The 26,981-nt window shown below is 66.1% G+C and carries 27 protein-coding genes; 9 read left to right on the forward strand and 18 right to left on the reverse strand.

All coding sequences use genetic code 11. The features are described 5' to 3' along the window. Window positions 1-106: 106 nt before the first annotated feature. A complete protein-coding gene (gene fen / locus RBH22_RS04680) occupies window positions 107-1,087 on the reverse strand; it encodes a flap endonuclease-1 (RefSeq protein WP_306676679.1) in 981 nt (326 codons plus the stop codon). A gap of 62 nt (window positions 1,088-1,149) precedes the next feature. Then, a complete protein-coding gene (locus RBH22_RS04685; protein WP_306676680.1) occupies window positions 1,150-1,731 on the reverse strand; it encodes a GNAT family N-acetyltransferase in 582 nt (193 codons plus the stop codon). A gap of 77 nt (window positions 1,732-1,808) precedes the next feature. Here RBH22_RS04685 and RBH22_RS04690 point away from each other — a divergent pair, with 77 nt between their 5' ends. Further along, window positions 1,809-2,402 (forward strand): methyltransferase domain-containing protein, encoded by a 594-nt coding sequence (locus RBH22_RS04690; RefSeq protein WP_306676681.1) that lies wholly within the window; start codon window positions 1,809-1,811, stop codon window positions 2,400-2,402. 84 nt (window positions 2,403-2,486) lie between these two features. Next, window positions 2,487-2,909 carry a DUF3054 domain-containing protein gene (locus RBH22_RS04695; protein WP_256290397.1) on the forward strand — a complete coding sequence of 141 codons (423 nt, stop codon included), beginning with the start codon at window positions 2,487-2,489 and terminating at the stop codon, window positions 2,907-2,909. A 71-nt stretch (window positions 2,910-2,980) separates the two neighbouring features. Here the strand turns inward: RBH22_RS04695 and RBH22_RS04700 are convergent, their stop codons facing one another. Beyond that, window positions 2,981-4,276: an MFS transporter gene (locus RBH22_RS04700; protein WP_256290481.1), complete on the reverse strand. Its 1,296-nt coding sequence runs from the start codon at window positions 4,274-4,276 to the stop codon at window positions 2,981-2,983. Between the two features lie 299 nt (window positions 4,277-4,575). Here RBH22_RS04700 and RBH22_RS04705 point away from each other — a divergent pair, with 299 nt between their 5' ends. Together RBH22_RS04705 and RBH22_RS04710 are read left to right on the forward strand one after the other, a co-directional pair. After that, entirely contained in the window at window positions 4,576-4,812 is a 237-nt protein-coding gene (locus RBH22_RS04705) for a hypothetical protein (protein WP_306676683.1), read from the forward strand. Between the two features lie 200 nt (window positions 4,813-5,012). After that, a complete protein-coding gene (locus tag RBH22_RS04710) occupies window positions 5,013-6,011 on the forward strand; it encodes an ornithine cyclodeaminase family protein (protein WP_306676684.1) in 999 nt (332 codons plus the stop codon). A 24-nt stretch (window positions 6,012-6,035) separates the two neighbouring features. Here RBH22_RS04710 and RBH22_RS04715 read toward each other — a convergent pair whose 3' ends face one another. The 6 genes from RBH22_RS04715 to RBH22_RS04740 all read right to left on the reverse strand — a co-directional run bounded on the left by RBH22_RS04715 (window position 6,036) and on the right by RBH22_RS04740 (window position 12,701). After that, window positions 6,036-7,103, reverse strand: a complete 1,068-nt coding sequence (locus tag RBH22_RS04715) for an mRNA surveillance protein pelota (RefSeq protein ID WP_256290400.1) — start codon at window positions 7,101-7,103, stop codon at window positions 6,036-6,038. Between the two features lie 34 nt (window positions 7,104-7,137). Next, a complete protein-coding gene (locus tag RBH22_RS04720) occupies window positions 7,138-7,842 on the reverse strand; it encodes a DUF4013 domain-containing protein (RefSeq protein ID WP_306676685.1) in 705 nt (234 codons plus the stop codon). Between the two features lie 166 nt (window positions 7,843-8,008). Continuing rightward, entirely contained in the window at window positions 8,009-8,791 is a 783-nt protein-coding gene (locus RBH22_RS04725) for a high-potential iron-sulfur protein (RefSeq protein WP_256545063.1), read from the reverse strand. Between the two features lie 268 nt (window positions 8,792-9,059). Beyond that, complete coding sequence (locus RBH22_RS04730; protein ID WP_256290406.1) at window positions 9,060-9,773, reverse strand: DUF4013 domain-containing protein; 714 nt, start codon at window positions 9,771-9,773, stop codon at window positions 9,060-9,062. Window positions 9,774-9,991: 218 nt separating this feature from the next. Next, entirely contained in the window at window positions 9,992-12,100 is a 2,109-nt protein-coding gene (gene rqcH, locus RBH22_RS04735) for a ribosome rescue protein RqcH (RefSeq protein ID WP_306676686.1), read from the reverse strand. Window positions 12,101-12,197: 97 nt separating this feature from the next. Next, window positions 12,198-12,701: a hypothetical protein gene (locus tag RBH22_RS04740; RefSeq protein ID WP_306676687.1), complete on the reverse strand. Its 504-nt coding sequence runs from the start codon at window positions 12,699-12,701 to the stop codon at window positions 12,198-12,200. A 115-nt stretch (window positions 12,702-12,816) separates the two neighbouring features. Here RBH22_RS04740 and RBH22_RS04745 point away from each other — a divergent pair, with 115 nt between their 5' ends. Genes RBH22_RS04745 through RBH22_RS04755 form a run of 3 tightly spaced genes read left to right on the forward strand, consistent with a single transcriptional unit; the run spans window position 12,817 to window position 15,287 of the window. After that, the gene (locus RBH22_RS04745; protein ID WP_306676688.1) at window positions 12,817-13,398 is read left to right on the forward strand and encodes a hypothetical protein; all 582 of its coding nucleotides are present in this window, start codon (window positions 12,817-12,819) and stop codon (window positions 13,396-13,398) included. Beyond that, window positions 13,399-14,262, forward strand: a complete 864-nt coding sequence (locus tag RBH22_RS04750; RefSeq protein WP_306676689.1) for an RNA methyltransferase — start codon at window positions 13,399-13,401, stop codon at window positions 14,260-14,262. A gap of 32 nt (window positions 14,263-14,294) precedes the next feature. Continuing rightward, complete coding sequence (locus RBH22_RS04755; protein WP_306676690.1) at window positions 14,295-15,287, forward strand: M48 family metalloprotease; 993 nt, start codon at window positions 14,295-14,297, stop codon at window positions 15,285-15,287. Between the two features lie 39 nt (window positions 15,288-15,326). On the opposite strand, the gene RBH22_RS04760 is transcribed toward RBH22_RS04755, so the two are convergent. The 6 genes from RBH22_RS04760 to RBH22_RS04785 form a co-directional block, all read right to left on the reverse strand. Next, window positions 15,327-17,234: a methyl-accepting chemotaxis protein gene (locus RBH22_RS04760; protein WP_306676691.1), complete on the reverse strand. Its 1,908-nt coding sequence runs from the start codon at window positions 17,232-17,234 to the stop codon at window positions 15,327-15,329. A gap of 154 nt (window positions 17,235-17,388) precedes the next feature. Then, entirely contained in the window at window positions 17,389-19,257 is a 1,869-nt protein-coding gene (gene gatE, locus RBH22_RS04765) for a Glu-tRNA(Gln) amidotransferase subunit GatE (protein ID WP_306676692.1), read from the reverse strand. A 133-nt stretch (window positions 19,258-19,390) separates the two neighbouring features. Further along, on the reverse strand, window positions 19,391-19,555 hold the full coding sequence (locus RBH22_RS04770; protein ID WP_199723082.1) for an HVO_2901 family zinc finger protein: 165 nt from the start codon (window positions 19,553-19,555) through the stop codon (window positions 19,391-19,393). A 115-nt stretch (window positions 19,556-19,670) separates the two neighbouring features. Beyond that, complete coding sequence (locus RBH22_RS04775) at window positions 19,671-20,381, reverse strand: class I SAM-dependent methyltransferase (RefSeq protein ID WP_306676693.1); 711 nt, start codon at window positions 20,379-20,381, stop codon at window positions 19,671-19,673. Continuing rightward, the gene (locus RBH22_RS04780; protein WP_306676694.1) at window positions 20,378-21,151 is read right to left on the reverse strand and encodes a hypothetical protein; all 774 of its coding nucleotides are present in this window, start codon (window positions 21,149-21,151) and stop codon (window positions 20,378-20,380) included. The genes RBH22_RS04775 and RBH22_RS04780 overlap by 4 nt, the downstream gene beginning before the upstream one ends. 92 nt (window positions 21,152-21,243) lie before the next feature. After that, a complete protein-coding gene (locus RBH22_RS04785) occupies window positions 21,244-22,653 on the reverse strand; it encodes a class II fumarate hydratase (protein ID WP_256290421.1) in 1,410 nt (469 codons plus the stop codon). A gap of 198 nt (window positions 22,654-22,851) precedes the next feature. Here RBH22_RS04785 and RBH22_RS04790 point away from each other — a divergent pair, with 198 nt between their 5' ends. Continuing rightward, window positions 22,852-24,489 carry an NAD-binding protein gene (locus RBH22_RS04790; RefSeq protein ID WP_306676695.1) on the forward strand — a complete coding sequence of 546 codons (1,638 nt, stop codon included), beginning with the start codon at window positions 22,852-22,854 and terminating at the stop codon, window positions 24,487-24,489. A 45-nt stretch (window positions 24,490-24,534) separates the two neighbouring features. Here the strand turns inward: RBH22_RS04790 and RBH22_RS04795 are convergent, their stop codons facing one another. Together RBH22_RS04795 and RBH22_RS04800 are read right to left on the reverse strand one after the other, a co-directional pair. Beyond that, the gene (locus tag RBH22_RS04795; protein WP_306676696.1) at window positions 24,535-24,807 is read right to left on the reverse strand and encodes a BolA family protein; all 273 of its coding nucleotides are present in this window, start codon (window positions 24,805-24,807) and stop codon (window positions 24,535-24,537) included. A 68-nt stretch (window positions 24,808-24,875) separates the two neighbouring features. Beyond that, window positions 24,876-25,199 (reverse strand): hypothetical protein, encoded by a 324-nt coding sequence (locus tag RBH22_RS04800; RefSeq protein ID WP_256290423.1) that lies wholly within the window; start codon window positions 25,197-25,199, stop codon window positions 24,876-24,878. A gap of 112 nt (window positions 25,200-25,311) precedes the next feature. Here RBH22_RS04800 and RBH22_RS04805 point away from each other — a divergent pair, with 112 nt between their 5' ends. Further along, window positions 25,312-26,235 carry an A/G-specific adenine glycosylase gene (locus RBH22_RS04805; RefSeq protein ID WP_306676697.1) on the forward strand — a complete coding sequence of 308 codons (924 nt, stop codon included), beginning with the start codon at window positions 25,312-25,314 and terminating at the stop codon, window positions 26,233-26,235. Between the two features lie 12 nt (window positions 26,236-26,247). Here RBH22_RS04805 and RBH22_RS04810 read toward each other — a convergent pair whose 3' ends face one another. Further along, window positions 26,248-26,871, reverse strand: a complete 624-nt coding sequence (locus tag RBH22_RS04810) for a hypothetical protein (protein WP_256545086.1) — start codon at window positions 26,869-26,871, stop codon at window positions 26,248-26,250. Between the last annotated feature and the right edge of the window lie 110 nt (window positions 26,872-26,981).

The following is a 26,981-nucleotide window of genomic DNA, read 5'->3' on the forward strand; positions in this document are numbered from 1 at the left end:
TGAGTTACCGGCTAGCGGTGGGGACGGGCCGTCACAGATCCGCTGTCTCCCGGTTTACGCTCCCGATTCATTGCCGTCCGGTTCACGCTCCCGACACGCTCGCCGATCAGGTCCACTCGTCGAGGCCGGTCTGGACGAGCGAGGACTCGATGCGCTCGAAGCCGCGTGCGACCTCGTCGGCGGCGACCTCCCACTCCTCGGTGACGTACGCGCGTGCAGCCTCGATATCGGGCGAGAGGTCGGTATCGAACGCGTAATCGTCCGTGACGGGCGGGTCGAGAAAGAGGTCTCTGACGCGGTCGGCGTTCTCGATGTACGCCTCGCGGGCATCGAGCACCGCCCAGAGGTCGCCGTGCTCGCGGATGTCCGACAGCGCCGTCTTCGGCCCGACGCCGGAGATGCCCTCGTTGAAGTCCGTGCCACAGAGGATCGCGACGTCGACGAGTTGTTCGCGGGTGATCTCGTGTTTGGAAAGCGTCGCTTCGAGGTCCATCAGTTCCGGATTTCCCTTCGAGGTAAGTTGTCGGAGTGTGTACGGCGCGCCGAACAGCAGCGTGTCGTAGTCCTCGCTGCCGACGTAGTCGGCGTCGCCGCGGAGTGCCATATGCGACGCCTGAGCCTCCCCCTCCGCGGGTGCCTCGACGACCGGAACGTCCAAGAGTTCGAGGAGTTCACGCGTCGTCTCGTGGATGACGTCCGTGAGGCGCTGGGTCCGCGCTTCGAGGCGGGCGGCGGCCACGTCGTCGCCGCGCTCTTCGGCCGCCGCCTTCTGTTCCTCGGCTTTCTCGCGAGCGGCGCGTCGCTCGGCGACTTCGTCGTCTTTCAGTTCCGTCACCCCGCCGTCGAAGACGAACACCGGCACGAGGTCGTGTTCGAAGAACTTCGGCAATCCCTGCACGAGGCCGATCAGGTTCGCCACCTCCTCGCCCGCGTCTGTGGTGTACGCCTCCTCGCGCGTGAACTTGACCGTCGTCGTCAGATACCGATACAGCCAGTTGTGCGCGTCGACGGCGACGACGCTCCCGGCCACCTCGTCGAAGTCGACCTCCGAAAGCACCGCCAGACTCCGCAGATCTGCGTTACCCATTGTTCGAGATTCGACCGCACGGCAGTTTAATCGTCCGGGTCCGAGCCGGCTCCGATGGATCGTCAGGGCTGGCGAGGCGCGGTGACGACGGCGGGTGGGTCGGCACCGACGCGATCGGCCAGAAACGACGCCTCCGGCTCCCCGAGGTCGCGCTCGCGGTATCGGTCGAGTCCGTCCTGGTACGTACCCGTATCCGCCGTCGCGAGCACGTCTTCGGACGCGTCGGCCGGCCGTTCGAGAACGAGTTCGGCGAGGCCCGTTTCCCGGCCGGTCCACTCGAACCCGGCTTTGTACATCGCCTCGTAAGCGAATGGGTTGTTGACGGCGATCCGCAGTCGCTCGTACCCCCGTTCGGCAGCGCGTGGGGCGACGAAGACCGCGAGTCGGGGGCCGAGGCCCTCGCCCTTCGCGTCCGAGCGGACGGTGACGTAGCGGTACCAGAGCGTGTCCGACTCGGTCCGGTCGGCGTTGAACGCGAGCGCGGCCAGTACGTCGGTGTCGAACTCCTCGCTGTCACTGCTTCCATCCCGGACGACCGCCTTGCCCGTGTTCGACATCACGAACTTCCCGGCGTAGGCGAACCGTCTGTAATCGAGCCTGAGCGTCGGCCCGTCAGACGGCCAGCCCAGCACGACGTACTCCATCGTGGAGGGAGACGGAGGGCACAGAAAAGAGTGCGGCGGTCCGACAGTTCCTTTCCCGCCGCTGCCGTAGCGAGTCTATGTCCTCTCGTTTCGGCCCCGGCGACGTCCGATTTTTCGACCGTGTCGCTCGACTCTACGACGTCGCGATGCCGCCGGCGCGGGTGGGTCGGTTGCGCGACGCCTTCGCCTTCGCCGACCGGCCGATCGACCGCGTGATCGACCTGGCGGGCGGGACCGGCCGGGCCTCGCGGGGGCTCGCTAGCGTGGGGATCGATCCGGTCGTCGTCGACGTCTCCGCCGGGATGCTCGCGCGCGCTCGGGCCGCGGGCCACGAGGCCGTCCGCGGCGACGCCGGCGACCTACCGATCGCCGACGACGCGGTCGACGCCGCGGTCGTCGTGGACGCGCTACATCATCTCCCGGACCCGATGGCAGGGCTCGCCGAAGCAGCGCGCGTCATCCGTCCCGGCGGCGTGCTCGTCGTCCAGGAGTTCCATCCGCGAGGGGTCCGCGGCCGTGCGCTCGTCGCCGCCGAGGAACTCGTCGGCTTCGATCCGACGTTCTGGACGCCCGAGGAACTCTGCGAGGCGCTGTCGGAATCGGGATTCGAGGCGCGGATCGTCCGCGAGGGGTTCGGATACGTCGTCGTCGGCCGCGTCCCCCGGGAGTAATTCGGGACGACAGTCGGGATTCGACTGGATCTGCCACGAGATGGAATCCGAGAGAGCCATTAGGGAGCGTCCAAATCGACGAGTATGGCATCATCCGAGGAGTCGTTCCTCGCACGACGCATCGACGCCGAGGCCTTTCCCCTCGCAGTCGTCGACGTGTTGGCGCTCTCGGCCGTCCTCACGATCGGCGTGATCAACCACAACGGCGTCGAGTATCTCTCGACGGCCCCCGTCGCGTGGCTGTTGACGCTCGTCCCGTTCCTCGTCGGCTGGGCGGTCGCGAGCCCGCTCATCGGCGCGTACTCCGCCGGCGCAGCCGAGTCGGCGAAAGCAGCGATCCCGCTCGCGATCCGGGCGTGGATTCCGGCAGCGGTCATCGGCTTCGTGCTCCGCGCCTCGCCGCTGTTTTCGGGCGGCTTCCAGGTCTCGTTCGGCGTCGTCGTGCTCCTCGTCGGCGGCGTCGCACTGATCGCGGGTCGCTGGCTGTTCTTCGCCCTACTCCGGTAATTGCCGGAAGTTCTTTTCGTCGAACGTCGTCGCCACGTCGCTGAACCTCGCCGAACGTCGCCACGTCGCTGTTATCGGCCGCGCCGGGCGAGCACGACGCCGATTCCCGAGCCGACGGCAGCGAATCCTGCGAGCGTCGCAAACAGCGCTGTCGGGGTCGCATAGGTCAGAATCGCGCCGGCGACAGTACCGCCGAGCGCGCCGACGCCGAACACGCCGAGGTACGTGAAGCCGTACGAGAGGCCGCGCGTGCCGGCCGGCGAGTACTCCGCAACGGTCGCCTGGTAGAACGGCTGGACGAGAAAGAGCGCACAGCCGAGGATCGCACCGACGGCCAAGAGTGGTGCGAGCCCCGCGTTCGCGGCGGGAAGAAACACGACCGCGAGGACGGCTAGCAAGCCGAAACCGCCCGCCAATCCGTATTCGACCGGCATCCGATCGGTGAGTTTGCCGCCGAGATACTGGCCGAAGACGCCGACGATCAGCAGTCCAGAGTAGAAGTACCGCTCAGGATTGAGTGAGCGTCCCGATCCGGGGGGAATGCCCAGGGCGTCGGTGAGGAACGGCGGGAGTAGCGACGTCAGAGGAATTGGTGCGAACGCCGGGAAGGATTCGAGAAGGTTCGGGAGGAAGGTGAGGACGCCGCGGTAGTAGAGTCCCGACGCCATCACGACGACGAAGACGAGCGCGAACGCCCCTGCGAAGAGCCGCCGCGTCTCGGAGGCGAACTCCGTGAACGAGGCGACGCCGCCTTCGGTTCTGCTGTCGCCGTCGGATCCCCCTCCACCGTCGGGGGCCGTGGTATCAGATGCGACGGCCGCAGTCTCGTCGAACCGTGCGCGGATCGCGTACGCGCCGGCGACGAGCGCCGGCACGGCGAGAACGACGGCGACGATCGTCCAGTCCACGAACAGGAGGAGAATCGCCGTCAGCAATGGTCCCAAGCCGGTTCCGACGTTCCCGGCGATTCCGTGGTAGGCGAAGCCCGTACCGCGTTCTTCGACGCCTTTCGAGAGGAGCGTCAGGCCCGCCGGGTGGTAGACGCTCGCGGCCGCGCCCCACAGGAGCAGCGCGAGCGTGACCACGAGGAGGTTCGGCGCGACGCCGAGGAGGACGAACGAGCCAGCCATCCCGAACAGACAGAGCGTGATGAGTCGCCGCGAGCCGATTCGATCGACGAGCACGCCCCCCGGAAGCGCGCCCACGCCGAAGAGACCGTATCCCGCGGTCACGACCAGTCCCAGCGTGGCCGCCGTCACCTCGAACTCGGCGACGCCGAGCGAGAGCACGTCGAACTCCGTGAGCCAGATCGAGACGAAGATCGGGATCGAAAGCTCGTAGGTGTGGACCATCCCGTGGGCGAGCATCACCAACGCGACGATCGACCGATCGTTCGAGTTCACGTCGTACGTTCCGGGGACCGGTTAGTTCAACGCTCCGGTGTGGGACACGCTGCATCGGTTAGTGTGTTGCTGTGTCACACTAAGACACAAGCAAAAACGTACGAATAGTACAATTCGGCACCCCCATTATTTCGGGTCTGAGTGGCTCTGCGTCGTGAGCTGTTCTCATAACTTATGAGAAACCACCTAAACAGCGACGGCAAATATATCAGTTAGAGATGGGAAACAATTATATTCCCTACTCCCGTAGTATATATTGTATTATGACAGGGTACTACGACTACGTTCTCGGACTCATTCCACTCGCACTGTTCGGCCTGACCGGCGGCCTTGTGCAGACCAGCCTCTCTCTCACCCAAGCAGTGCCCATCGCGGCCGCCGTCGCGGCAGGAATCATCGGACACGCACTCTTCGTCCGCGCGCCGGTTTCCACCAGTGCCCGATCCAGTTTCGACGGGACCGACACCCGAAAGAACGTTCGGCTACAGAACGCCGACTGAACGTTCATAGGGATTCTCGTAACTGTCTGGATATACTCGCCTTGGCGTCCGGCGAGAAATCCACGAGGACTTGCGATACTCCCTCCCAGTTCCCTGTCGCATCGCTGTTTCTTGTACGATACGTCCCGCGTATTCGTTTCTGAATCCCGCACCTCACAGTTTCCCGCACGTTCTTACCGCTGGCCGTCGAACGCGGTCGTATGACTGAGACGCTGTTTCTGGAAAGTTCGGACGTCGACGGTCTCGCGACGCCCGCGGAGTTCGTCGACGCCGTCCGCGACGCGTACCGACAGCGCGGCGAGGGGGCTCCTGCCGAACCGCGAACGAAACTCGGCAACGCCGATCCACCGGGCTTTCTCACGACGTATGCGGCGATCCTCCCGGACACCGGCGCGATGGGCGGCTATATGTACACCGCCGGCTTCGGAGCCGAGGACGCGTGGTTCACGACGCCGATCTTCGATCCGGAGTCCGGCGAACCGCTCGCGCTGCTCGACGGCGCGAGTATGAATCCCTTCAAGACCGGTGCGACAGGCGCCGTCGCGGCCGACGAACTGGCACGCGAGGATGCGCGCTCCGCAGCGATCATCGGCAGCGGCGCACAGGCGCGCGGCCAACTCCGTGCGCTGGCGACGGTCCGCGATCTGGAGACCGTCTGGGTCTACTCGCCGACGAAAGAGCACCGCGAAGCCTTCGCCGGCGAGATGGACCGCCGACTCGACGGCAGCGTCGCCGCCGTCGCCTCGGCCGCCGCGGCCGTCGAGGGCGCCGACATCGTGGTGACTGCGACGAACGCCAGCGAACCGGTCTTCGACGGCGACGCGCTCGAAGAGGGGACCCACGTCACTGCGATGGGTCAGTACAACCCCGAGAAGCGCGAACTCGACGCCGCGACCATCGAGCGCGCGAAGTACGTGCCCGACCTCCGCGACCGCGCGTTCCAGGACGCCGGCTCGTTCCTCCACGCACTCGAGGAAGGCGTCGTCGACGAGGACCACGTCCACGCCGAGCTGGGCGACGTCGTCGCCGGCAACGCCCCCGGTCGGGAGTCCGACGAGGAGATCACCGTCTTCGACAGCGGCGGAACCGGTATCGAGACGGTCGCCGGCGCGTACCTGCTCTACGAGAAGGCGACGGAGGCCGGCCTGGGAGAGACGATCGACTTCGCGCCCGGCAGCCAGGCGCTCACTGGCGAATAAGTCGGAGGCGAAGCGACAGACCCGTTACTGCAGCCGATAGCGCAGCAGCGCCGCGATGCCGCCCAGATTCCGGAGTTGCTGTCCGGGGTCGAACTCGCCGGAGAAGACGGTGACCTCGCCGCCCTGCCGTTCGACCGACTGGATGACGTCGTTGACGTCGACGTCCCAGTCGCCGTCGCCCTGCCGTTCCTGTCGGAGGCGGTCGTCGACGACGAGCAGTTCTTCGACGGCGCCGAACTCTGCGGCCTCGGCGACCTCGTCGATCCCGTAGGCGACTTTCTCGCCGGTCGCGATGCCCTCCATCAGATCGTCGAGGAGTTCGGCCTCCTTCGAGATCCGGGTCTGCGTCTGGACTTCGTCGACGGCGCCGCGTTTCAGCACCTCGTGGACGCCGCGGTCGCCGACGCCCGCCGTGTCGACGACGGTGAGCAGGTCGGCGACGTCGGGGTGGTTCTCCTCGATGTAATCCCGTGCGTCCTGCTTCGTGAAGCCCGGACCGGCGAGGATGATCGCGTCGACGTCCATCCGCGAGAGCGCCTTCCCCAGCTCGGCGAACAGCTCCGAGCGCGGGCGGGCGTACTCGCCCTTGCCGGTCGGCGCGGTGAACGAGAAGCGCTCTTCGGTGCCGTACTGTGCGACCGTGTGAATGTGTGCTTCGCCTTCCTCGACGGTCGCGATGGCGACGTCGGCGTTCTCGGCGGCCTCTTCGGCCTCCTCGATCCGTTCGACCTGGTCCGGCTTGAAGTGCTTCTCGATCGTGATCTCGTCGTGTTCCTCGACGTTGAGCGTGTGGTGGTGCCCGAGCTGGTCCTCGCGCGAGCAGTCGACGATCTCGCCGCCGACTCGAAGACGGTTCGCGAAGCGCGCGAACTCGACGTCGTCGACTTCGATCGTCACGAACAGATGCTCGCGCTGGCCGCCCGTGTCCCGGAGGTTCTCGTCGTCGCGCTGAATACGGCGCGTGGTGTCGCCGGAGACGAGATCGCCGGATTCGAGGACGTGCGAGAGGTGCCACAGGTCGTCGACGTTCTCGGGGACGAGCGTCATCCGCTCGCGCCCCTCCTCGCCGCGGCCGCGGCTCGAAATTCGCATATCCCCGATTTCGGACGCGGGGAGAAAGATCCTGCTATAGCGACCCGCGCTGGGCGTCCGCCAGGCCGTCGGCGAACCCGCGACCGAACAGGTAGTACGTCACGACCTGCACGTAGAAGAGGGCGAAAATCCCGACGACGACGATACCCAACAGGCTCGCGATAGTCCCGAGCACGAGCCCGACGACGACGGCGAGCACCCACGCGATCAGGTATTCGGAGGTCGTCGCCGCCGCGAGCACCGTCGAGACATCGAAGGCGGCCGCCATCGAGTCCTCGCGAGCGAAGTTCGCGAACATCGCCGGCGCGACGTAGCCGAGCAGCAGCGCGAACGCGACGAAGGCGAAGAACGCGACGACGGTCAAGAGCCCGCCGAGTCCGCCGAGACCGCTGAGACCGCCGTTCGATCCGGTTCCGACCACGGGGCCGGCGCCGGACCCGATCGCGGAGCCGAATCCCGTGACGATCCCGACGACGAACATCGCCACGACGACGACGAGCGAGACGGCGATGTTGACGCCGATCAGTTTCAGGCCGTCGACGAACAGGTCGCCCCACTCGTCGAAGGCCGGCGGGGTGGCGTCTCCGCGGGTCGTGCCGCGCAACACGCGAACGTAGTACCCCTGAAGGAGCGGAATCGGGAGAACGAGCACCGAGAGGACGCTCAACAGTCCCCCGATGAGTATCGTGCGAAGCCAATCGTCGCTATCGAGCGGATAGTGGAGGGCATCCGACAGCATCGACTCGGAGGAATCAGTGGAGAAAGGTAAGTTTAGGGAATCGTCGGCCTCGTCGAGACTTTCAGAGCGTGACCAGACCCCCACGCTAGCGCCGTGAGCCCAGACCGATTCAGTGCTTTCTGTCAGGACCCGATAGGCCGAGTGGAGTTCTTCACTCTGGATGGCTCTATTCCAGTTCTTCGCTGACAGCTTCCCAGGCCGCACACCAGTCCTCGACAGCGATGTACCCTTCAACCGCTGCGCACGCGCCCCATCCGTCGCCGTTCTTGTCAGGAATGAACTCCGCACAGTTACCACAGGACATCCCAGGCTGGGCTACGCCGTCGGCGATTTTCTCGACGGACTCGCCAAAGCTCACGTTCGCCTGGGCGAGGAGTTCGTCTGGGTCGCGCTCTTCTCCGGCCTGGGAGATCGCCGTCCGGTATTCGGTAGGGACCTCGGCCGTCGCGAGTTCGTCCTCGCTCATCCCTTCGGGAACCTCGGGTTCCGGTAGCTCCTCCCAGATGGTACACCAATCAGCGCCACCGATATAGCCCTCGACCGCGGCACAGGCACCGAACCCGTCGCCGTTCCTGTCAGCGATATACTCACTGCAATTCGCGCAGCACCGTCCGGGTTGGTGGGCCGCGTTCTCTAGCGCCTCGTCGTACTCCGAGAACTGGACGTCGGCCTTGATCTGGAGTTCGTCCGGAGTGCGCGTTTCACCGCCGATCGAGTCCGCCGTCCGATACTCCTGAGGCACCGGGCCGTGCTCGAACTCGTCCGCCGAGACGCCCTCGGGGAGCTCTTCGTCCGTATCAGTCTCCCGATCCCCGTCCTCGTCATCTGCCGGTTCGGTTGGAGATGACTCTTGTTCGGGCGTGCCCGCACAGCCGGCGGCACCAACAATCGCTGAGCTTCCTGCCAGCTGTAAAAACCGTCGCCGTGACTCTGATTGACGCCCTCTCATAATGTTTATTATTAATCATTCAAGTGGTAAAGCAACGAGGGTTGGTATCTCAGAGAGTATATTAAAATAAACTAATTTATCGTGATTGATTGGACAATCACAACTAGTCGGGGGAGCCTGAGCCGGTCCGACGGGGCGGAAGAAGTTCGCACCCAAGATACTGCAGCACTCCCGAAAACGACCGCCGGCTGCGGGTTTCAAGAGCAGATCCGTAGCGAAAGTCAGAACGCGGTGTGAGAGCCGACGTTGGGTGTCGAAGTTCCGGCTCTCAGACGGCCGCTTGCTCGTCGAGGGAGTCGCTCTCGCGCATCTCGACGTCGCGGATCTCGCCCCACGCCTGGCCGATGAGGTAGTACGCAGAGACCGCGGCGTAGAACCCGAGGAATCCGCCCGCGAGAAGCCCGAGTAGCGGAATCACGTTCAGCGCGCCAGCGACGAGGCTGGCCGCGATGATGAGCGCGAAGCCGTACACCCACGCGGTCGCGTACGTGCCCGAGGTCAGCACGGGACGGAGTTCACTGATCGAGAACGCGGACCCGAGTTGATCGGTCTGCGCGAGGTTCGAGATCGCCGCCGGGACGACGTACGCCGCCAGCAGGCTCAACACGAGCGCGAGTAGGCTTCCCAGGAGAATCCCTGCCATTCCGAGGCCGACGAGGCCCGCAGAGTCGGATCCGCCGCCCACGACGAACGAGAAGATCCCGCCGCCGACGACGACCGCTGCGATGATCCCGGGGATCAGCCCGTAGACGAAGACGACGACGAACGCCTTGAGCCCGTCAGTGAACAGGTCACCCCATTCGTCGAACACTGGCGGCTGTTCCTCGCCGTGCATCGTCCCGCGGACGACCCGTACCAGATATCCGAGGACCAGAAGCGTCGGGACGATCAGGACGCCCAGCAGACTGAGTATCCCCCCGATGAGGACAGTCGTAACCCAATTCTCGTCGTTTCTGAGGTACTGCAGTGAGTCTTGTATCATAATGATCACCGAGCGTGGCTGTATGCTGCGCCGTGACCGTCGACGGGCGTCCCGTCGCGGCTGTGACGCAGAACAGCCGATTTGCTCCAAGCGTACAGTACGATGTCATCAAAGATAAATATAGACCACGTACGGACAGTACGCGCGGCTTACCCCCGAGATTGGTGATAACAGCAGTCTCAGTCAAAATCGGGACTGCCTGCCGTACGAAAATCGCGCTACTCGACGAGTTCGCTCCCGCCGGGCGGCAGGAACTCCTGGATCTTGTCCGGGGTCGCGACCTTTCGGAGGAACTTCTGGTCGGTGAAGCGTTCGCGGAACTCCCGGTAGAGCATCTTCGCGGCGTCGTTCTGGGCGTAGCGACCGGGCTGGACGCGAATCGACGTCTCGACCTGCTCTTCGATCGCCGACGGCGGGCCGCCGAGGACCTGGGTGACGCCCTCACACTGGATGCCGATCGCGACCTCGGCAGCGACGTCTCTGAAGTACGTCCGGTCGCCGCGGATGACGAACGAGCCCTTCTCGATGTACTCGCCGGACTCGGGCGTCTTCGAGACCTGATCGGGCGTGACCATATACGCCTCACCGGCGTAGCGGCCCTCCTTCCAGATCGACGAGTACGAGACCGCGAACTGGGCGGCCTCCTGTTTCGTCGATTCTGGGAACTCGACCGCCTCGGATGGCTCCGAGGGCCCGGTCGCCTTCACGACCGTCACCGGGCCACCGTGGGCCTGCGTGTGGAAGAACAGGTCGTGTTTGTTCAGATACTTCGTAACGATCTCCTCGTTCTGGTCGGCGTTGCGGCCGCCGATGACGAGAAAGCCGTCGGAGGTGTGGAACCACCGGAAGCGCTCGTACCACTGCTCGGAGGTGCGGATCGGGATCGACTCCATCTCGAGCCAGTCGCGGTCTTCGGGTTCGGTTTCCTCCTCGGCTTCGTCTTCGTCCTGGTCGTCGGCTTCCCACTCCTCGCGCCGTTGTTTCACGGCTTCGAGTTCCTCGCGGGTGTTCTCGATCGCGGCGAGTGCGCCCTCTTTCTTCTCTTCGACGCGCTTGGCTTCGGTGTAGAGCCGGTCGGCGTTCTTCTCGACGCCGGTGTCTACGTTGACCTCTACCTCGGTGTCGTCGAGTTCGATCGTGACCGTTCCCTCGGCGCCATCGACGTCGACGACCGCTTCGGCCGCGGGGATTCCCTGCTCGGCCCCCGCCGCGAGCGTCTCGCGGATCTCGTCCCAGGGGACGCTGTTCTCGCGAGCCTCACGGACGGTCGAGAGCACCTCGTCGACGAGGTCGTAGTTCGCATACAGCAACTCGGCGCGACGGCGCTCGGCGTCGGCCTGCTCTTCGAACCCCTCGATCGCGCCCTCCTGCTGGTCGATGATCCGCTTTTTCTTCTCGATCTCCGCCTCGAAGTCCGGGCGCTCGCGACCCGTCTCCTCCGGCTCGTCGCCCTCCAGTTCGAGCCGGTAGAAGTACTCGTCGAGCGCGTCGTTGAAGGTGTCGTACGCCTCGCTGTCGAGGCCCTTGCGCTCGTGTTCCTCGAGCGGGAACGGCGTCGCGTCGACGACCGCGCCGTCGTCATCCGTGTAGACGCGGGGGTCGAAGTCGCCCGAGCGGAGTCGCGTCCGGAGGTCCTCTATCGCGTCGTGGAGCGCGCGGTACTCGTCGTCACCGGCCTCCTCGATCGGGATCGTCTTTTCGACGCCCGCGCGGGTACAGAGTTCCTCGGCGTAGAGGCCGCCGAGGTTCAACTGCGTCGCGAGCGTCCGCACCACGTCGGTATCGGAGTCCTCCATTCGCCGGGCGAGCGCGTCGTAACTGACCGTGAGCGGATTGAGACGCGAGGAGGGGAACTCGTACTGCGAGCCGGGGGCGACCGTGCGTGATTTGAGCCTGACCGTCTCGAGGCTCTGGACGACTTCGCCCGTCTCGTCGAGGACGGCGACGTTGCCCTGGCCGAACAGTTCGACGACGATGCGCGTGTTCTCGTCGCCGCGCTCGAACTCGAAGACGAGGATGCGGTCGAACTCGAACTGCTCGACGCCCGCGAAGTCGGCGCCCGACAGTCGGTTCCGCAGCATCATCGCGAAGTTCGGCGGTCGTCCGGGTGCGTCGGGGACGCGTTCGGGGTCTGCGACGTGTGCCCGCTTGACGTCGCCGACTTCGAGGATGAGTTCCACCCGGCCGCGGTCGAAATCGCGCATCCGGAAGCGGAGCAGGTCGTCGCCGTAGAGGTAGGCCTTGTCGACCTTCGCTCCCTCGTACCGGTTCAGTTCGGTGACGAGGGCGGCCAGGTCGACGCTCGTGAGCTCCCGCTTCGGGTCCATACCCCTGCGTTCTCGCGGGGGAAGGAAAAGGCGCACGCTCCGAGCGCCGACGGTGAAGCGATTCGCGCATCGGAGAATCGGCGACCGAGTTCCGTCGTCAGTCGCGGATTCGGCGGATCGCTCGCCGCCCGCCCGCGCCGACGAGGAATCCGGCTGTGCCGGCGGCGACGGTGACCGTCGCGCCGATCGTCAGTCCTTCGAGGACCGTTGCACTGGGATACGTCAACTCGAAGAGCCCGAGGGGGAAATAAAAGCCGAAACTCGGGCCGCCGGCGAGCGAGAGCGCGACGAAGAAGCCGTCGTTGCGATACGCACCGACCGCGGCCGCGAGGAATGCTGTGCCGACGAGAAGCGGCAGAAAGAGTCCGAACGGGAACGAGAGCCAGCCGACGAGCCGCGGCGGGAGGTGCAGGACGAACGTGACGGCGAAGAGCGTGCCCGCGACGGCCGACAGGCGAACCGCCGTGTCGGGGTCGCGGCCGAGGAGCAGCGCCTCCATCCGCGGCGACAGCGGCGACGTGTCGGGATACGAGGACTGCTCGGTGCCGGACCGTGAAGGCGACGACGAAGGTGATGACGACGAGGGCTCGTCCGCAGGCATAGAAGGGCGTTTCCGACGATGCGTCTTGATACTTCCCCCGGAGTCTTCTGCTGGAACGTCACGGCCGACCCCCGAGGCACGCTCTTTTTATCCGATCGCACGCTACCGTTCGTCGATGGCCAAAGTCAGCATCGGCCTCCGCGGCTGGCGTTTCGACGAGGAGGAGGTGTTTACCGACGACGGCGAGTTCCGGTCGCTCGACGACGTACCGGAGGACACGCGAAAGCGACTCATCCGTCTGACGTACCTGCAGGGCAAACCCTGCGACGCCTGCTATCTCGTCCACGGCGAGGAGAACAAAAAGCGCTGCAACCAGGCCGAGATCGTCTACGGCGAGCCGATGGAGGAAGTGCTCCTCTGTTCGGAGCACGAGGCCGACTTCCTCTACTGGTTCCGCGAGGCGGGCGGGAAAGACGCCGCCGGCACGGAGACGTTCCGCGACGAGTTCCACGAGTGGTTCGTCGCCGGCAACCGCGCTCCCGAGGGCTACGGCGGCCTCGAACACGTCGACACCGACCCCGACGAACTGCCGACGCCGCCGGACCCGGCGGAGCTCAACCGCCGCCTGAACGAAGAGTACGAGGGCGAGCGCAAGCGTATCGACCTGCGGACGGGCGAGATTACGACTGTCGACGACGATGCGGACGGCGAACCGCTCGACGACGTCGATCTGGGTCGGGAGTACCCGACGAAGTAGATGACGGGACGCAGTCACGACCCCGTCGTCGTCGTCGTCGAACCGAAGACGCCCGGGAACGTTGGCACGATCGCCCGCGCGATGAAGAACTTCGGGCTCACGGACCTGAAGCTCGTCGATCCCCCGGAACTCAGCGAGGACGGCGAGGCGTACGGCTTCGCCGGGCACGCTCGCGAGGACGTCCTCCCGAACGCCGACGAGGTCACCTTCGAGGAGATCGTCGAGAACTACCACACGATCGGGACCACGGCGATCACGAACGAGGACAGCCGAAAGCACGAGCGGTTCCCGTTCAAAACGCCCGTCGAGGTCCGCGAGAGCCTGGAAACGGTCGACACACAGACCGCGCTCGTCTTCGGGCGCGAGGGGACCGGTCTCGACAACGACGAGTTGACCCGACTGGACGAAGTCTGTTCGATCCCCGCCAGCGGCGACTACCCCGTGTTGAACCTCGGGCAGGCGGCCACGATCCTCCTGTACGAACTCCGGTCGCTGACCGTCGAGGAGACGCAACTGCCGGACGTCGAGCGCGAACGCGCCGACGAATCCGACATCGACCGCTTTTACGACTTCTTCGAGGAGTTCCACCGCTCCATCGAGAGCCGCGAGCACAAACGCGAGAAGACGCGGGTGATGATGCGACGGCTGCTCGGCCGCGCGCACCCGACCGAGCGGGAGATCACCACGCTCACCGGCATCTTCCGGCGAGCGAACGACCTGCTCGGCGACCGTACCTTCGGCGATCACACGGACGGTGACGCCGCAGACGACCCCGACAACGGCCAAACCGACCTCGTCGACGCCGACGCTGCCGACTCTGAGCACGAGGACCGGACAGCAGCGGACAGCGTCCACACCGACTGAACGAGCGGCCTAACGGAACGGTAACGAAACAGATGTCAGCACCCCCGCCTGGAAGTCAGCACCAGGGAGATTCACCCCGACCGAGTCGCCTCCAGCGAACGGCCGTCGGGGTCGCAGCGCTGTCGTTTTACGGACTCTTGGCGCTGGGGAGCATCGTCGTTCTCACGGCGATCTGGCAGCTCCGTCCCAGTCCGGTCGTACTCGTCCTCGGCGTCGTCGTCGGGACGCTCGTCGTCGCGTTTCTGAGCCTGCGTCTGGGAACGCGGCAGATCCTCGCTACCGTCGACGCGTGGGAACTGCCGGCCTCGCGTGCGCCGGTCGTCTACGATCTGCTCGCGGCGGTCGCAGACGAGATGGCTGTCGAGCAACCCCGGCTGTTGGTCGCACGTCTCGGGATGCCAAACGCGCTCGCGCTCCCGACGCCCGGCCGTGGCACGCTCGTCGTCGACGCCTCGCTGTTTCGCCTGCTCGACGCCGCGGAGTTCGAGGCGCTTTTGGCCCACGAACTCGCCCACCTCGAACGGCACGACAGTCTCGTCCAGACCACGGCGCTCAGCCTCACTCAGTTCGTCGTCATCACGCTGGAGTTGCTCCTCTCACCGCTCGTGTTCCTCGTGACGGGGGCCGCGCTCGGCATCGCGTGGCTCCGCGGCGAGCCTCGGTCGTGGGCCGAGACGGTTCCGGGGCGACTCAGAGCACGGATCGAGATGGGGATCGCACTTCTCGGTGTGACGGCGACGCTGTTCCTCAGAGCGCACGCGCGCCGACGGGAGTTCGCGGCCGACGAGCGCGCCGCAGAGGTGACGGGTCGACCGCTCGCGCTCGCGAGCGCACTCCAGAAACTCGACCGAGCCACGAGGCCCGATTTCGGCTCGGTTTCGCCGCTGTGGACGCACGGCGAGGTACCTTCCGAGGAGGAACGTCGACTGCGCGAGTACTTCTCGACGCATCCACGGATCGAGGACCGCATCGCGCGGCTCCGGGAACGCGCGGCGGAATCGGCGGTACGGGTCCCGATCGAATGAGAGCGGCGGGGAATCAGAAAACGGCGACTGTGGGCCGAATCAGCGGCCGCCGTCGCCCAGCGCGACGTCCGACCCCGCTCGCGACGTCGGGCTCGGGGTCTCGACCGGTGACGGCGCCGCGGAGACCTCGAACTTCGCCAGCAGCGCCTGGAGTTGCTCGGCCTGCTCGGTGAGCGACTCGACGTTGGCGCTGACCTGGGTGATCGAGGAGGCCTGCTCTTCTGCGGCCGCGGAGACGTCTGCGGACTCCTCGGCGGTCGTCTGACTGATCTCGGAGACCTCCTCGACCATCGCGACCGCCTCCTCGGCGCTGACGGCCTGGTCGTCGGTGGCTTCGCTGATCTCCTGGATGCCGCTGTCGGTCTCCTCGGTGTTCGTCGCCACCTGACTGAACGCGTCGAGCACGTCTTGGACGGCCTCGACGCCCTCCTGCATCTGCTGGTCGGCCGCGCGAGCCTCCGTGACCGTGCGCTCGGTCTGCGCTTGCGTCTCCTCGATGAGTTGCTCGATGTCGTTCGCCGACTCCTGGGTCTCTTCGGCCAACTGCTTGACCTCGTCGGCGACGACCGCAAAGCCGTCCCCGCTGCCGGAGCCACTCCCGCCGCTGAAGCGCGCGGCTTCGATGTTCGCGTTCAGCGCCAGCATATTCGTCTGTTCTGCGATGTCGCTGATGAGTTCGACGATCTCGCCGATCTCGGCCATCTGGCGTTCGAGGCGTTCGACGTGCTCGACAGTCGAGTCGATCGACGACTGGGCGCCCTGCGCGTCGTCGATCGCCTGTCGTGCGGTCTCCTCGCCGGCGTCGGCGATGGTCGCCGTCTCGTGTGAGGTTTCTGCGACCCCTTCGGCAGACGACGCCACTTCCTGGACGGTCGCCGAGAGGTCGGTCATCTCCGCGTACACCTCTTCGAGCATCTCACGCTGTTCGTCGGTCCCCTCCGAAATCGTCTGAACCGACTCGCTCACGTCCGCGCTCGCCTGTTTGACTTCCTCGGCGCCGACGTAGGCTTCCTCGCTCGCGGCTGTCACCTCCTGTGCGAACGCCTGGATGTCTTGGACCGCCGTCTCCATCTCGTCCATCATCTCGTTGTAGCCCTCGGCGATCTGAACCATCGCCTCGCTCTCGCTTTCGGCGTCGAGTCGAGCGCCGAGGTCGCCGTCAGCGGCGCGGGCCATCGTCGCGCTGTAGGCATCTGCCTTGGCTTCGAGATGTTCGTTCAGGCGTTCGACCTCCCGCTGTTTCGCCTCGACCTCGGCTTTGGCTTCCTCGGCCGCTTCCGTCTCGGCTAACCGCTGTCTGGCCTGCTCTCGGGAGCGTTCGATCGAGTACCAGTTCGTCATCAGCGCGGCCGCGAGCGCCAGCACGAACGCCGCGTGGATGAACGCCCACACGAACGGATTTGCAATCGCCGCGGTGTGATTGTAGACGGCCTCCGGTGCCGTCATCCCGAAGTAGCCGTGTTGGATCGCAACGTAGACGATACCGACGAGGAACGGCAGCCAGTCCTCGTAGACGGCGACGACGCCCATCACGACGAAGAAGTGAAAGTGCGCCTCGATCAGGCCGCCAGAGAAGTACACGAGGACGGCAGATCCCGTCGCCAGCCCGATCGTCGCCAGCGACGTCCGGATGCGGCGGCCGAGCCGAGGCCAACTCGCGAGTAGGGCGAACCCGAACAGGACGCCCAGCCGCAGAAAGATTTCTGGCAGCGAGTACGCCGGGAACGTCGCCCCACTGATCGATTCGGTCCCCTCGTACATCCCGAGCGCGAACAGAAACGGGATGTGCGCAAGTAACAGCAGGACGATATTTCTGTGCCGACCGCGCCAGGTGTCTTCCGGAATCGAATGACCGCTCGGGGTGTACTTGGTGAGTTTTTCGAAAATCCCCTCGTGTCCGTCCCCGCTCCCCGCAGTATTTTCCCATTCGTTCGTGGTATCCGCCATATTCCGTCAGATATCACCACGGTGAAAAGAGTTGCCACCAGATATCACATCTGGTATTGGGGATTGGTAGCACGGATATAGTAGCGTTTGCAACTGATTGCGCACCGAGCAGTCGGTGAAAACGGTACGCAGATGTATTCGGTCGCGTCGGCGTTCAGGCCCGCTTTTGGATCTCCTCGCGCAGCACGTCGCTGACGATCTCGCCGTCGGCCTTCCCGCGGAGCGCGCCCATCGCTTCGCCCATCAACGCCGAGAACGCGCCCATTCCCTCGGCTTCCACCTGGTCTGCGTTGCGGTCGACGACCTCCGAGACGGCCTCGCGGACTTCGTCCTCGGAGACGCCGGAGAGGCCGGCTTCCTCGACGGCTTCCTCGGCCGAGAGCGAGGGGTTCTCGGCCAGCGTCGCGAGGACGTCCTGGACGCCCTCTTTCGCGAGGTCGCCGTCCTCGACGAGGTGCATCACGGCGAGGAGGTGCTCGTCGGTCAGTTCCGCGACGGCGACGTCGTCGCGGCGGAGTTCGGTCAGCGTCGACTCCAAGAGTCCGGCCGCGAACGTCGCGTCGATGCCCTCCTCGACCGCCTGCTCGAACAGCGGCATCCGCCGGCCGTAGGCGACCTGCTCGGCGAGTCCCGCGTCGAGGTCGAACTCGGACTGGTAGCGCTCGACCTTCTCGGTGAGGAGTTCCGGCGTCTCGACCTCCGAGGGGTTGAGTTCGACCGGCGGCACGTCCGTCTCGGGGTACATCCGCGCCGCGCCGGGGAGCGGCCGGAGGTAGCGCGTCGTCCCGTCGTCGTTGGCGCCGCGCGTCTCCTCGGGCACGCCCTCGATGGCCGTTTCCGCGCGCTCGGCGGCCGCTTCGATGGCGAGTTCGGCGGTTTGGGTGTCGGCCGCGACGATAGCGACCGCGTCGTCGTCGCCGGCGTCGACCGCCGCCCGCAGCGCGTCGACTTCGTCTTCGGTCACGCCGTAGGCGGGCAGTTCGTCGGTGTGGAAGATGCCACCCGCGCCGTGCCGCTTGGCGTGATCGGAGAGTTCGGTTCCGAGCCGGCGGTCGGGCTGGATCTGGCGCCCGACGAGTCCGTCGAAGCCGTACAGTGGGACGGCCATCACGGAGCCGCCGTCCGAGAGCGCCCCGCCGATCACGCCCGAGTCGGTGTCGGCGAACACGTCAGAGACGTCGGTTACGTCGCTGACGGACGCGTCGCGCTCGCGCAGTTGCTCGCGGATGTCCAGCAGTTCGACCTGGCGGCCGACCTCCTGGCGGACGATCTCGTCGATCTGGTCGAGCGCCTGCACGCCTTTGATTTCGACGCGGGCACCCTCCGCGATCGAGACGTTCACGTCCTGGCGGATCGTCCCGAGGCCGCGCTTGACCGCGCCGGTCGAGCGGAGGAGCATCCCGATCGTCTCGGCGGCCTCTTGGGCCTGCTCCGGCGAGTCGATGTCGGGGCGCGTCCCGATCTCGACGAGCGGAACGCCGAGGCGATCAAGCGAGAACGTGACGTCGTCGCCGCGCTCTTCGACGCGCTGGGCGGACTCCTCTTCGAGCATCAGGTCTTCGACGCCGACGGGGCCGTCGCTCGTCTCGATCGCGCCGTCCTGAGCGATGAGCGACGTCCGCTGGAAGCCCGAGGTGTTCGAGCCGTCGATGACGAGCTTTCGCATCACGTGGGCCTGATCGACCGGTTCCATATCGAGGAGTTCGGCGATCTGCAGCACCACGTCTCGTGCTTCGTCGTCGAGTCGGTGCGGCGGCTCCTCGTCTTCCTCGACGAGACAGGTCGTGTCGTAGGCGAGGTACTCGAACTCCCGTTCGACGCGGCTCTCTTCGAGCGCCGCCTCGTCGAGTTCGCCGAGTTCGCTCTTCGTCGGGTGCAGGTAGCGCGTGAACGAGCGCGTCGCCGCGTCCGGGTCGCGCTCCTCGGTCGGGCACCCACAGAACAGCTTCGTCGCGGTATCGAGTTGCTGGTGGATCTCCAGGCCCGCGACGAGGCCGAGATCGTCGTAGTCGTACGCGGTCATTACGAATGAGTGCGAACCCCCGGCGTAAAAAATGATTCAGTCCGCGCCGGCGGGTACGGCGGGGCTCGCGTTCACGGGTGGCGCGTTTATTGGTAGCGCACCCACACCGCAACGGGCGATCGGTCGGCGTCGACTACAGCCGGCGCAGTCCGTCGCCGATGCCGCGTCCTTCCTCGCACTCGGGACAGGCGTAGTGCCAGCCGTCAGTCGTCGCCTTTCCCTCCGGGAACGTCGCGCCGCAGTGTCGGCATTCGAGGAGATCCCGACCGCTGTCGCGACTGTACTGGAGACCCTGCATACCTGAAAATCGACGGGTTCTGGTATCAACGTATCGATCTTTTCGCGGGGACGAGAAACGGTATGCCGCGATACGAACTGGTGCGGTACCGCGTCGGTGTCGCGTTCGCGACAGGCTACTCTCGGGCGCTGTGTTCGGGGCTTCTGCGGCCGGCGTTCACCGCGATGGTCCCGAAAACGTACTCCTCGGATGCGACCTCGTCCATACAGTCGACGAGCGCGCGTCGCGAGTCGGCCGTCCGCTCGTCGAGGAGGGAAAGCGCGTCCGCGCTCCCGACGTCGAACAGTCGGCCGTTGAGCCGAACAAACAGATCGAGTGCCGCGTTTGCGGGTCGGCTTCCCCGGGGGACGAAGTTCGCCACGACGACGCTGTCGGCGAGGCCGCACCACCGACTCACGACCGCGTAGGGATCATCGAACAGCGACGTCACGAACGTCGCGAGGACGCCGTCGACCGCGCTGATCGGCGGCGTAGTGGCGTCGCCCCGCACGAGCGAGACGTTCTCCCAACCGTGTCGGGCCACGCGCGACCGGGCTCGGTCGAGCATCGGCCCCGTGATGTCGACGCCGACGACGTGCCCAGTGGGGCCGACGGCCTCACGCAGCGCGGGGAGGTTGACACCGGGACCACAGCCGAACTCGACGACTGTGTCTCCGGGGTCGAGATCGAGCGCCGCCACGCACCCGGCGCGGACGCCGCCGATCGAGGACGTCGCTCGCGCGAACCAGTCGTAGAGCGGTGCCCAGGTCCCATAGCTGCGCTGGATGCGCCGAACGCTCTCCAGATCGAATCCGGCGCCGTCGCGGGGGCGGTCCCGTCGGGTCACAGGTCGGCGTTTTCCCTTACCGCCGCGGGCGACGTACGCGGCCACCACTGCCGCGGACCGTCTCTCGCGACCGTCGAGTAGCACTGCTCGGAGTCGGGACAGCCTCGCGGCCGCTGGTAGTCGATCCCGCGCTCTCGCAGGTACGTCACGTAGCCGTCGTCGACGCGGTCCAGTTTCTCGTGACACACCCACCGCGCGCCGTAGCGACCGGCCGCGACGTTTCGATACGGGCAGGTGAACGTCGTCCGCTCGCACCCGGCGTCGGAGCCGGTTTCGTCGATTCGGACGCCGACCGAGCGGTAGGCCACGCGGAGCCGCCGCACTACCTGTTCGGGCGACGACGCGCCCAGAAACAGCCCGTGCGCCAGGGCGTACCCGAAGTCGTGGAGGAGGCGTTCGATGCGCGTCAACTCCTCGGGTCGGTCCGAAAGCATCGCCCGCAGATCCGCGTACCACGCCGACACCGCCGCGATCTCGTCGAGGGCGTCGGCCGCCCGCCTGAGCGCGTCCCGACGGTCACACAGCGGCGTCGCTCCGTCGGACAGCCGGAACGACGGCACCGACTCGACGTGTTCGAGCACCGTCTCCCGGAGGACGTCGCCGTCTGCGTAGGCGTCGACGCGGCGCTCCAACTCGGGGTACCACGACCGCGCCATCGCGCTGTAGACGCCGTCGAGGAGGTCGTCGGCGCGGTCGAACTGCTCAGAGTCGGGCGGCGTCGGGAACTGCTCGACGACGCGGCGCAATTCCTGGGGAGGTGGGCCCGCCATAGCGCCCGATACGACGGCGAGCGTAAAAATTCTGGACGTGGTCGGGGCGGAAAACGGCGCGTGAATCGAAATCGTCGATTCCGATCGACGGCTCAGTCGTCGCCGAGGATTCCGCGGTGCGTCATCGTCTCGGGGTCGAGCACCTCGTCGGCCTCGTCTTCCGTGAGATAGCCCTTCTCGATCACGACTTCGCGGACGGTCTTGTCCTCTTTCAGCGCGGTCTTTGCGACCTCGCTGGCCTTGTCGTAGCCGATCGTCGGATTCAGCGCCGTCGCCAGCGCCATCGAGCGCTCGACCTGCTCCTCACAGACCTCCTCGTTGGCTTCCAATTTGGCGACGAAGCGCTCGGCGAAGACCTCCGAGGCGTTCGAGAGGAGTTCGCTCGACTGCAGGAAGTTGTGGGCGATGACCGGCTTGTAGAGGTTCAGATCGATCTGACCCTCGGCGGCCCCGGCCGAGACGGCGGCGTCGTTGCCGACGACCTGTTTGTGGACCTGATTCACCGCTTCGGCGACGACGGGGTTGATCTTGCCGGGCATAATCGAACTGCCGGGCTGATTCTCCGGCTGTTCGACCTCGCCGAGGCCGTTGCGCGGACCCGACGCCAGCAGTCGGAGGTCGTTCGCGATCTTGTTGAGCGAGCCTGCGACCGTCCGCAGCGCGCCGTGGGCCTCGTTCATCGCGTCGTGGGCGGCCTGCGCCTCGAAGTGGCTGTCGGCCGGGCGGAACTCGAGACCGGTCTCCTCGGAGATGTACTCCGCGGCGCGCTCGGGGAACTCCGGATGGGTGTTGAGGCCAGTCCCGACGGCGGTGCCGCCGAGCGCGAGTTCACCGAGATGGTCGCTGACGTTCTCAGCGCGCGTGATTCCCTTCTCGACCTGCGTCCGGTAGCCGGCGAACTCCTGGCCGAGTCGGATCGGCGTCGCGTCCTGGAGGTGCGTGCGGCCGGTCTTGACGACGCCGTCGAACTCCGCTTCTTTCGCTTCGAGTGCCTCCGCGAGCGTCTCTAGCGCCGGCACCAAGTCCTTCTGGACCGCTTCGAGCGCGGCGACGTGCATCGCCGTCGGAATTACGTCGTTCGAGGACTGCCCGTAGTTGACGTGGTCGTTCGGGTGGACCACGCGGTCGCCGATGGACTCACCGCGGAGTTCCGCGGCGCGGTTGGCGATGACCTCGTTGGCGTTCATATTCGAGGACGTTCCCGACCCCGTCTGGAAGACGTCGACGGGGAACTGTTCGTCGTGCTCGCCGGCGATGACCTCGTCGGCCGCCTCGACGATGGCGTCGGCAGTCTCCGCTTCGAGGAGGCCGAGGTCGCGGTTCGCCTGCGCGGCGGCCTTCTTGACGACGCCGAGCGCCCGGACGAAGCGCCGGCCGAAGCCGATCCCCGAGATCGGGAAGTTCTCGACCGCCCGCTGGGTCTGTGCGCCCCAGTAGGCGTCCGCCGGCACTTGCATCTCTCCGAGGCTGTCCCGCTCGATGCGATACTCGTCGTCGGACATACTCGGAGCGACGACCGGCCGGCGCGTAAAACCCGTCGGTTCTATTCTCCTGTGTCCCGACAGGGTCGTACCGACGCGCCCGACGTACCCGATGTACCAGACGCTCCCCGGCGCTCCCGACGTTTCTGATCCTCCCGACGCGTCGCCGTCCCGGCTCGCGTCCGACAGTATAACTATCGGTGCCCTGTACGCGCAGATATGGCGTTCCGTACCCGTCGGGGGGTCTACTACCTCGCGCTGGTCGTCCTGACGACGCTCGTCTTCACCGCCGTGTACAACGCCGGGATGGCTCACTGGGAGAACCGGCCACAGCCGCTGTATCGGTCGCTCGAAGTCGTCATCCAGACCTTCACGACGACGGGCTACGGCGAGGACGCCCCCTGGCAGACGTTCCGGATGAACGCCTTAGCGATCGTGATGCAACTCACCGGCATCGGTCTCATCCTCACTGCAGTCGACGTGCTCGCCGTGCCGTGGCTCCGCGACGTGCTCACCCCCTCCGCGCCCGAGTCGATGGCGGATCTTCGAGACCACGTCGTCATCTGCGGACACACGCCACACACGGACACGTTCATCACGGAACTGGACGCCCGCGACCGCGAGTACGTCCTCGTGGAAGCCGACGCCGACACGGCGCGGGAGTTACACGAAGACGACTATCAGGTCATCCACGGCGACCCGGAGTCGACGCAGACGCTCGAAAACGCGCAGGTACAGTCGGCGGTCGCCGTCGTCGCCGACGTCGCCGACGACACCAACGCGAGCATCGCGCTTGCGGCGCGCGATGCCGCTCCCGAAGTACGAATCATCACGCTCATCCAAGACACAGATCTCGCGCAGTACCACCGCGTCGCCGGCGCCGAGAGCGTCCTCTCGCCGCGGCAGTTGCTCGGCGAGAGCCTGGCCGAGGAGGTGCCGACGACCGTCAGGACGAACCTCGACGCAGGCGTCGCCATCGACGAGGACTTCGAGGTAATCGAGGTGACGGTCGCAGCCGACAGCGACCTCGCGGACCAGACATTCGCCGAAGCGCGACTGCGCGAACGCTTCGGCGTGAACGTCATCGGCGTCTGGTTCGACGGCCAGTTCGAGACGCCGATCGAGCCCGGGGACGTGCTGGAGGACGGCACGCGATTGCTGGTGGCCGGGGAGTACTCGCAGGTGGAGGAACTTCGCGAGGCGACGACCTCGGCCGTCCGGCGGTTCTCCTCACAGGACATCGTCCTCGCCGGCTACGGAGACTCCGGGAAAGCGGCCTACGAGGCACTGGCACGAACCAGCTCTCGGCTGACTGTCCTCGACATCGAGGCCGCGAAGAACGTCGACGTGATCGGTGACGCGCGCGACCCGGACGTGTTGCGAGAAGCGGGCATCGAAGACGCGTCGGCACTGGTCCTCACTGTCGCCGACGACACGACCGCGATTTTCACGACACTCATCGCCCGCGAACTGAATCCCGACCTCCAGATCGTCGTCAGAGCCAACGAGGAAGAAGACGTCCAGAAACTGTACCGCGCGGGCGCAGACTACGTTCAATCGCTCGCCACCGTCAGCGGTCGGATGCTGGCGTCGACCGCGTTCGAGGACGAGGAGGTGCTCGCGTACGACAAACAGATCAGCGTCGTCCGGATGCCGGCAGCGGACCTCACCGGTGAGACGCTCGTCGAGGCGGACGTCAGAGCCGAAACCGGAAGTACAGTCGTCGCGATCATCAGAGACGAAGCGACGATCACCGAGTTCGAGCCGGTCGAGTTCACCTTCCGGGCCGACGACGAGGTCGTCGTCGCCGGCACCGACGACGCCATCACGCGGTTCGAGCGGCAGTTCAGCGGCTGACGCTGTCGAGACAAACGTGAGAGCCGATTCGCGATCGCCTGGCGGTCAGGCCGCGTCGCCCGCGAACTCCTCGTACTCCGCGGGCGTGTAGGTCTTCATCTCCAGTGCGTGGATCTCGGTCGTCATCGCCTCGCCGAGCGCGTCGTAGACCATCTGGTGCTGTTCGACGAGCGACTTCCCCTCGAACGCGGGCGAGACGACGACGGCGGCGAAGTGCGCGTCCTCGTGGTCCTCGTCGGGGACGCGCGGGAGCGTGACCTGTGCGTCCGCGTCTTCGATCCCCGCTTCGATCCGTCGTTCGACTTCGTCGGTGTCCATACCGGGTTTCGTCGGCGAGTCGGGATAAAGTTCTCCGCTTCGACAGCGCCGCCTGCCGACGGCGGACGCTACATCTGATAGCGGCGTTCGTCGTCGCGCTGCGGGTACTGGTTCTGCCCGGTCATCTCCTCGAACGTCATTCCGGAGAGGTACTCGTCGTAGGTCACGTCGTAGTCCTGTCGGAGATGGAAATCGAGCGTCCCGCGGTCGACGGTCGTCTGAAAGAGCAGATGGACCGCGCGCCGGAGCAGTTCGTCTGTCTCCTCGGTGCCGAACGCCGCCGCGAGCATCGCGAGTTCGTGGCGCGTCTCCCGGTCCAGCGAGACGGACTGCTCCTCGTCGAGGTCGCCGTAGGCCGACTCCACATCCGCGGTGAGTTCGTCGAGACTCATACCCCAGGTTCTCGGGTGGCGCGGCCAAACGGCTTTCGTCTCGGTGCGCTCTCGATGGGGTTCGCGCGCGCCGATCAGAATCCACAAGCCCCGCCGGTCCCAGACTCCGACGATGACCGACGGCGAGGCGCTCCGGATCGACGAAGAAACCCTATCGAGCGTCCGCGAGGCGCTCGTGTCGTGGTACGAGGCCGACCACCGCGCGTTCCCCTGGCGCGAGACCGACGACCCCTACGAGATTCTCGTCTCGGAGGTGATGAGCCAGCAGACGCAACTCGACCGCGTCGTCGACGCCTGGGACGATTTCCTCGACCGGTGGCCGACCGCGGCCGACCTCGCGGCCGCCGACCGCGCCGACGTCGTCGCATTCTGGAGCGATCACTCGCTCGGCTACAACAACCGTGCGAAGTACCTCCACGAGGCGGCACAGCAGGTCAGAGACGAGTACGACGGATCGTTCCCGCGGACGCCCGACGAACTCTCCGAACTGATGGGCGTCGGCCCGTACACGGCGAACGCGGTCGCGTCGTTCGCGTTCAACAACGGCGACGCCGTCGTCGACACGAACGTCAAGCGAGTGCTGTACCGCGCCTTCGACCTCCCCGACGACGACGCGGCGTTCGAACGCGGGGCCGAACGACTGATGCCCGACGGCCGATCTCGCGTCTGGAACAACGCGATAATGGAACTCGGCGGCGTCGCCTGCGAGAAGGTGCCAAAGTGCGACGAGGCCGGCTGCCCGTGGCGCGAGTGGTGTCACGCCTACGAGACGGGCGATTTCACCGCCCCCGACGTGCCCACACAACCCGAGTTCGAGGGAAGCCGTCGACAGATGCGCGGGCGGGTCGTCTCGACGCTCAAAGAGTACGACGAACTCGCGCTGGACGAGTTGGGGCCGCGAGTGCGAGTCGACTACGCGCCCGGCGGAACGTACGGGAGAGAGTGGCTCCGAGGGCTTCTCGAGGACTTGGCAGAGGACGGGTTGGTGGGGGTCGAACGTCGTGACGGCGACACCGTCGCGTCGCTCAAGCGGTGAATACGACGCGAGTCAGCCGTCCGGCGATCCACACGCGACGATGGTTCCACTCCGAAGATCTGGCTCGTCTCCTTCTTCGAGAGGCCCAGTGCGTGCCTCAGTCCGCAGCGCGAACCGCTCAGTGAGGTAGTACCAAACGGCAAACTCGAAGAACCCAGACGGAAGCGGCGTGGCCGTCGCAGACGACGTCGACGGATCGTCGAATTGGACGCGTCCGTCGAGACCAACGGCGAGTCCGTTCTGTGCGTCGGCGACGGCCCACTCGGGGGAATCGACGTCGACCTGCACACTCTCGAATTCGGGCAGTCTGGAGTTGTACCGATAGGCGCGCTCGTACCCGGTCGCGAACGATCGAACGGTCGGTGTGTCGATGCTGCCCGGATGCGTCGGATACCCTCTCGCTCGGGGAGAATCAGGCATCGGACGGAGTCGGTCAGCCGGATCGCAGTTGCCCTCCGCCGGCGTCTGGATCGGAATCGTCGGTTCCGGCGTATCGGTAGCTGTCGAGGACGGAGGCGGGTCCGTCGTCGTCAACGGCGTTCGATCGGCGGTCTCGGGCGAGCGGTCGGTCCCGCACCCGGCGAGGGCGGTTAGGAGGGCGGCACCAGATTTCGCAAGGAGGGCTCGTCGGTCCATACCCCTGCACGTATTCCGGTGCGGTGTAAGTGTCTTCGGTGCGTCAGCCCCCGTCGCGGCCGGCAGCGTACGATCGGGTGAGAGAGGGCGCGTAGACGGTACTCTGTTCG

Origin of the sequence: Halobellus sp. H-GB7 (genome assembly GCF_030848585.1) — an archaeon.
Lineage (GTDB): Archaea > Halobacteriota > Halobacteria > Halobacteriales > Haloferacaceae > Haloquadratum > Haloquadratum inordinatus.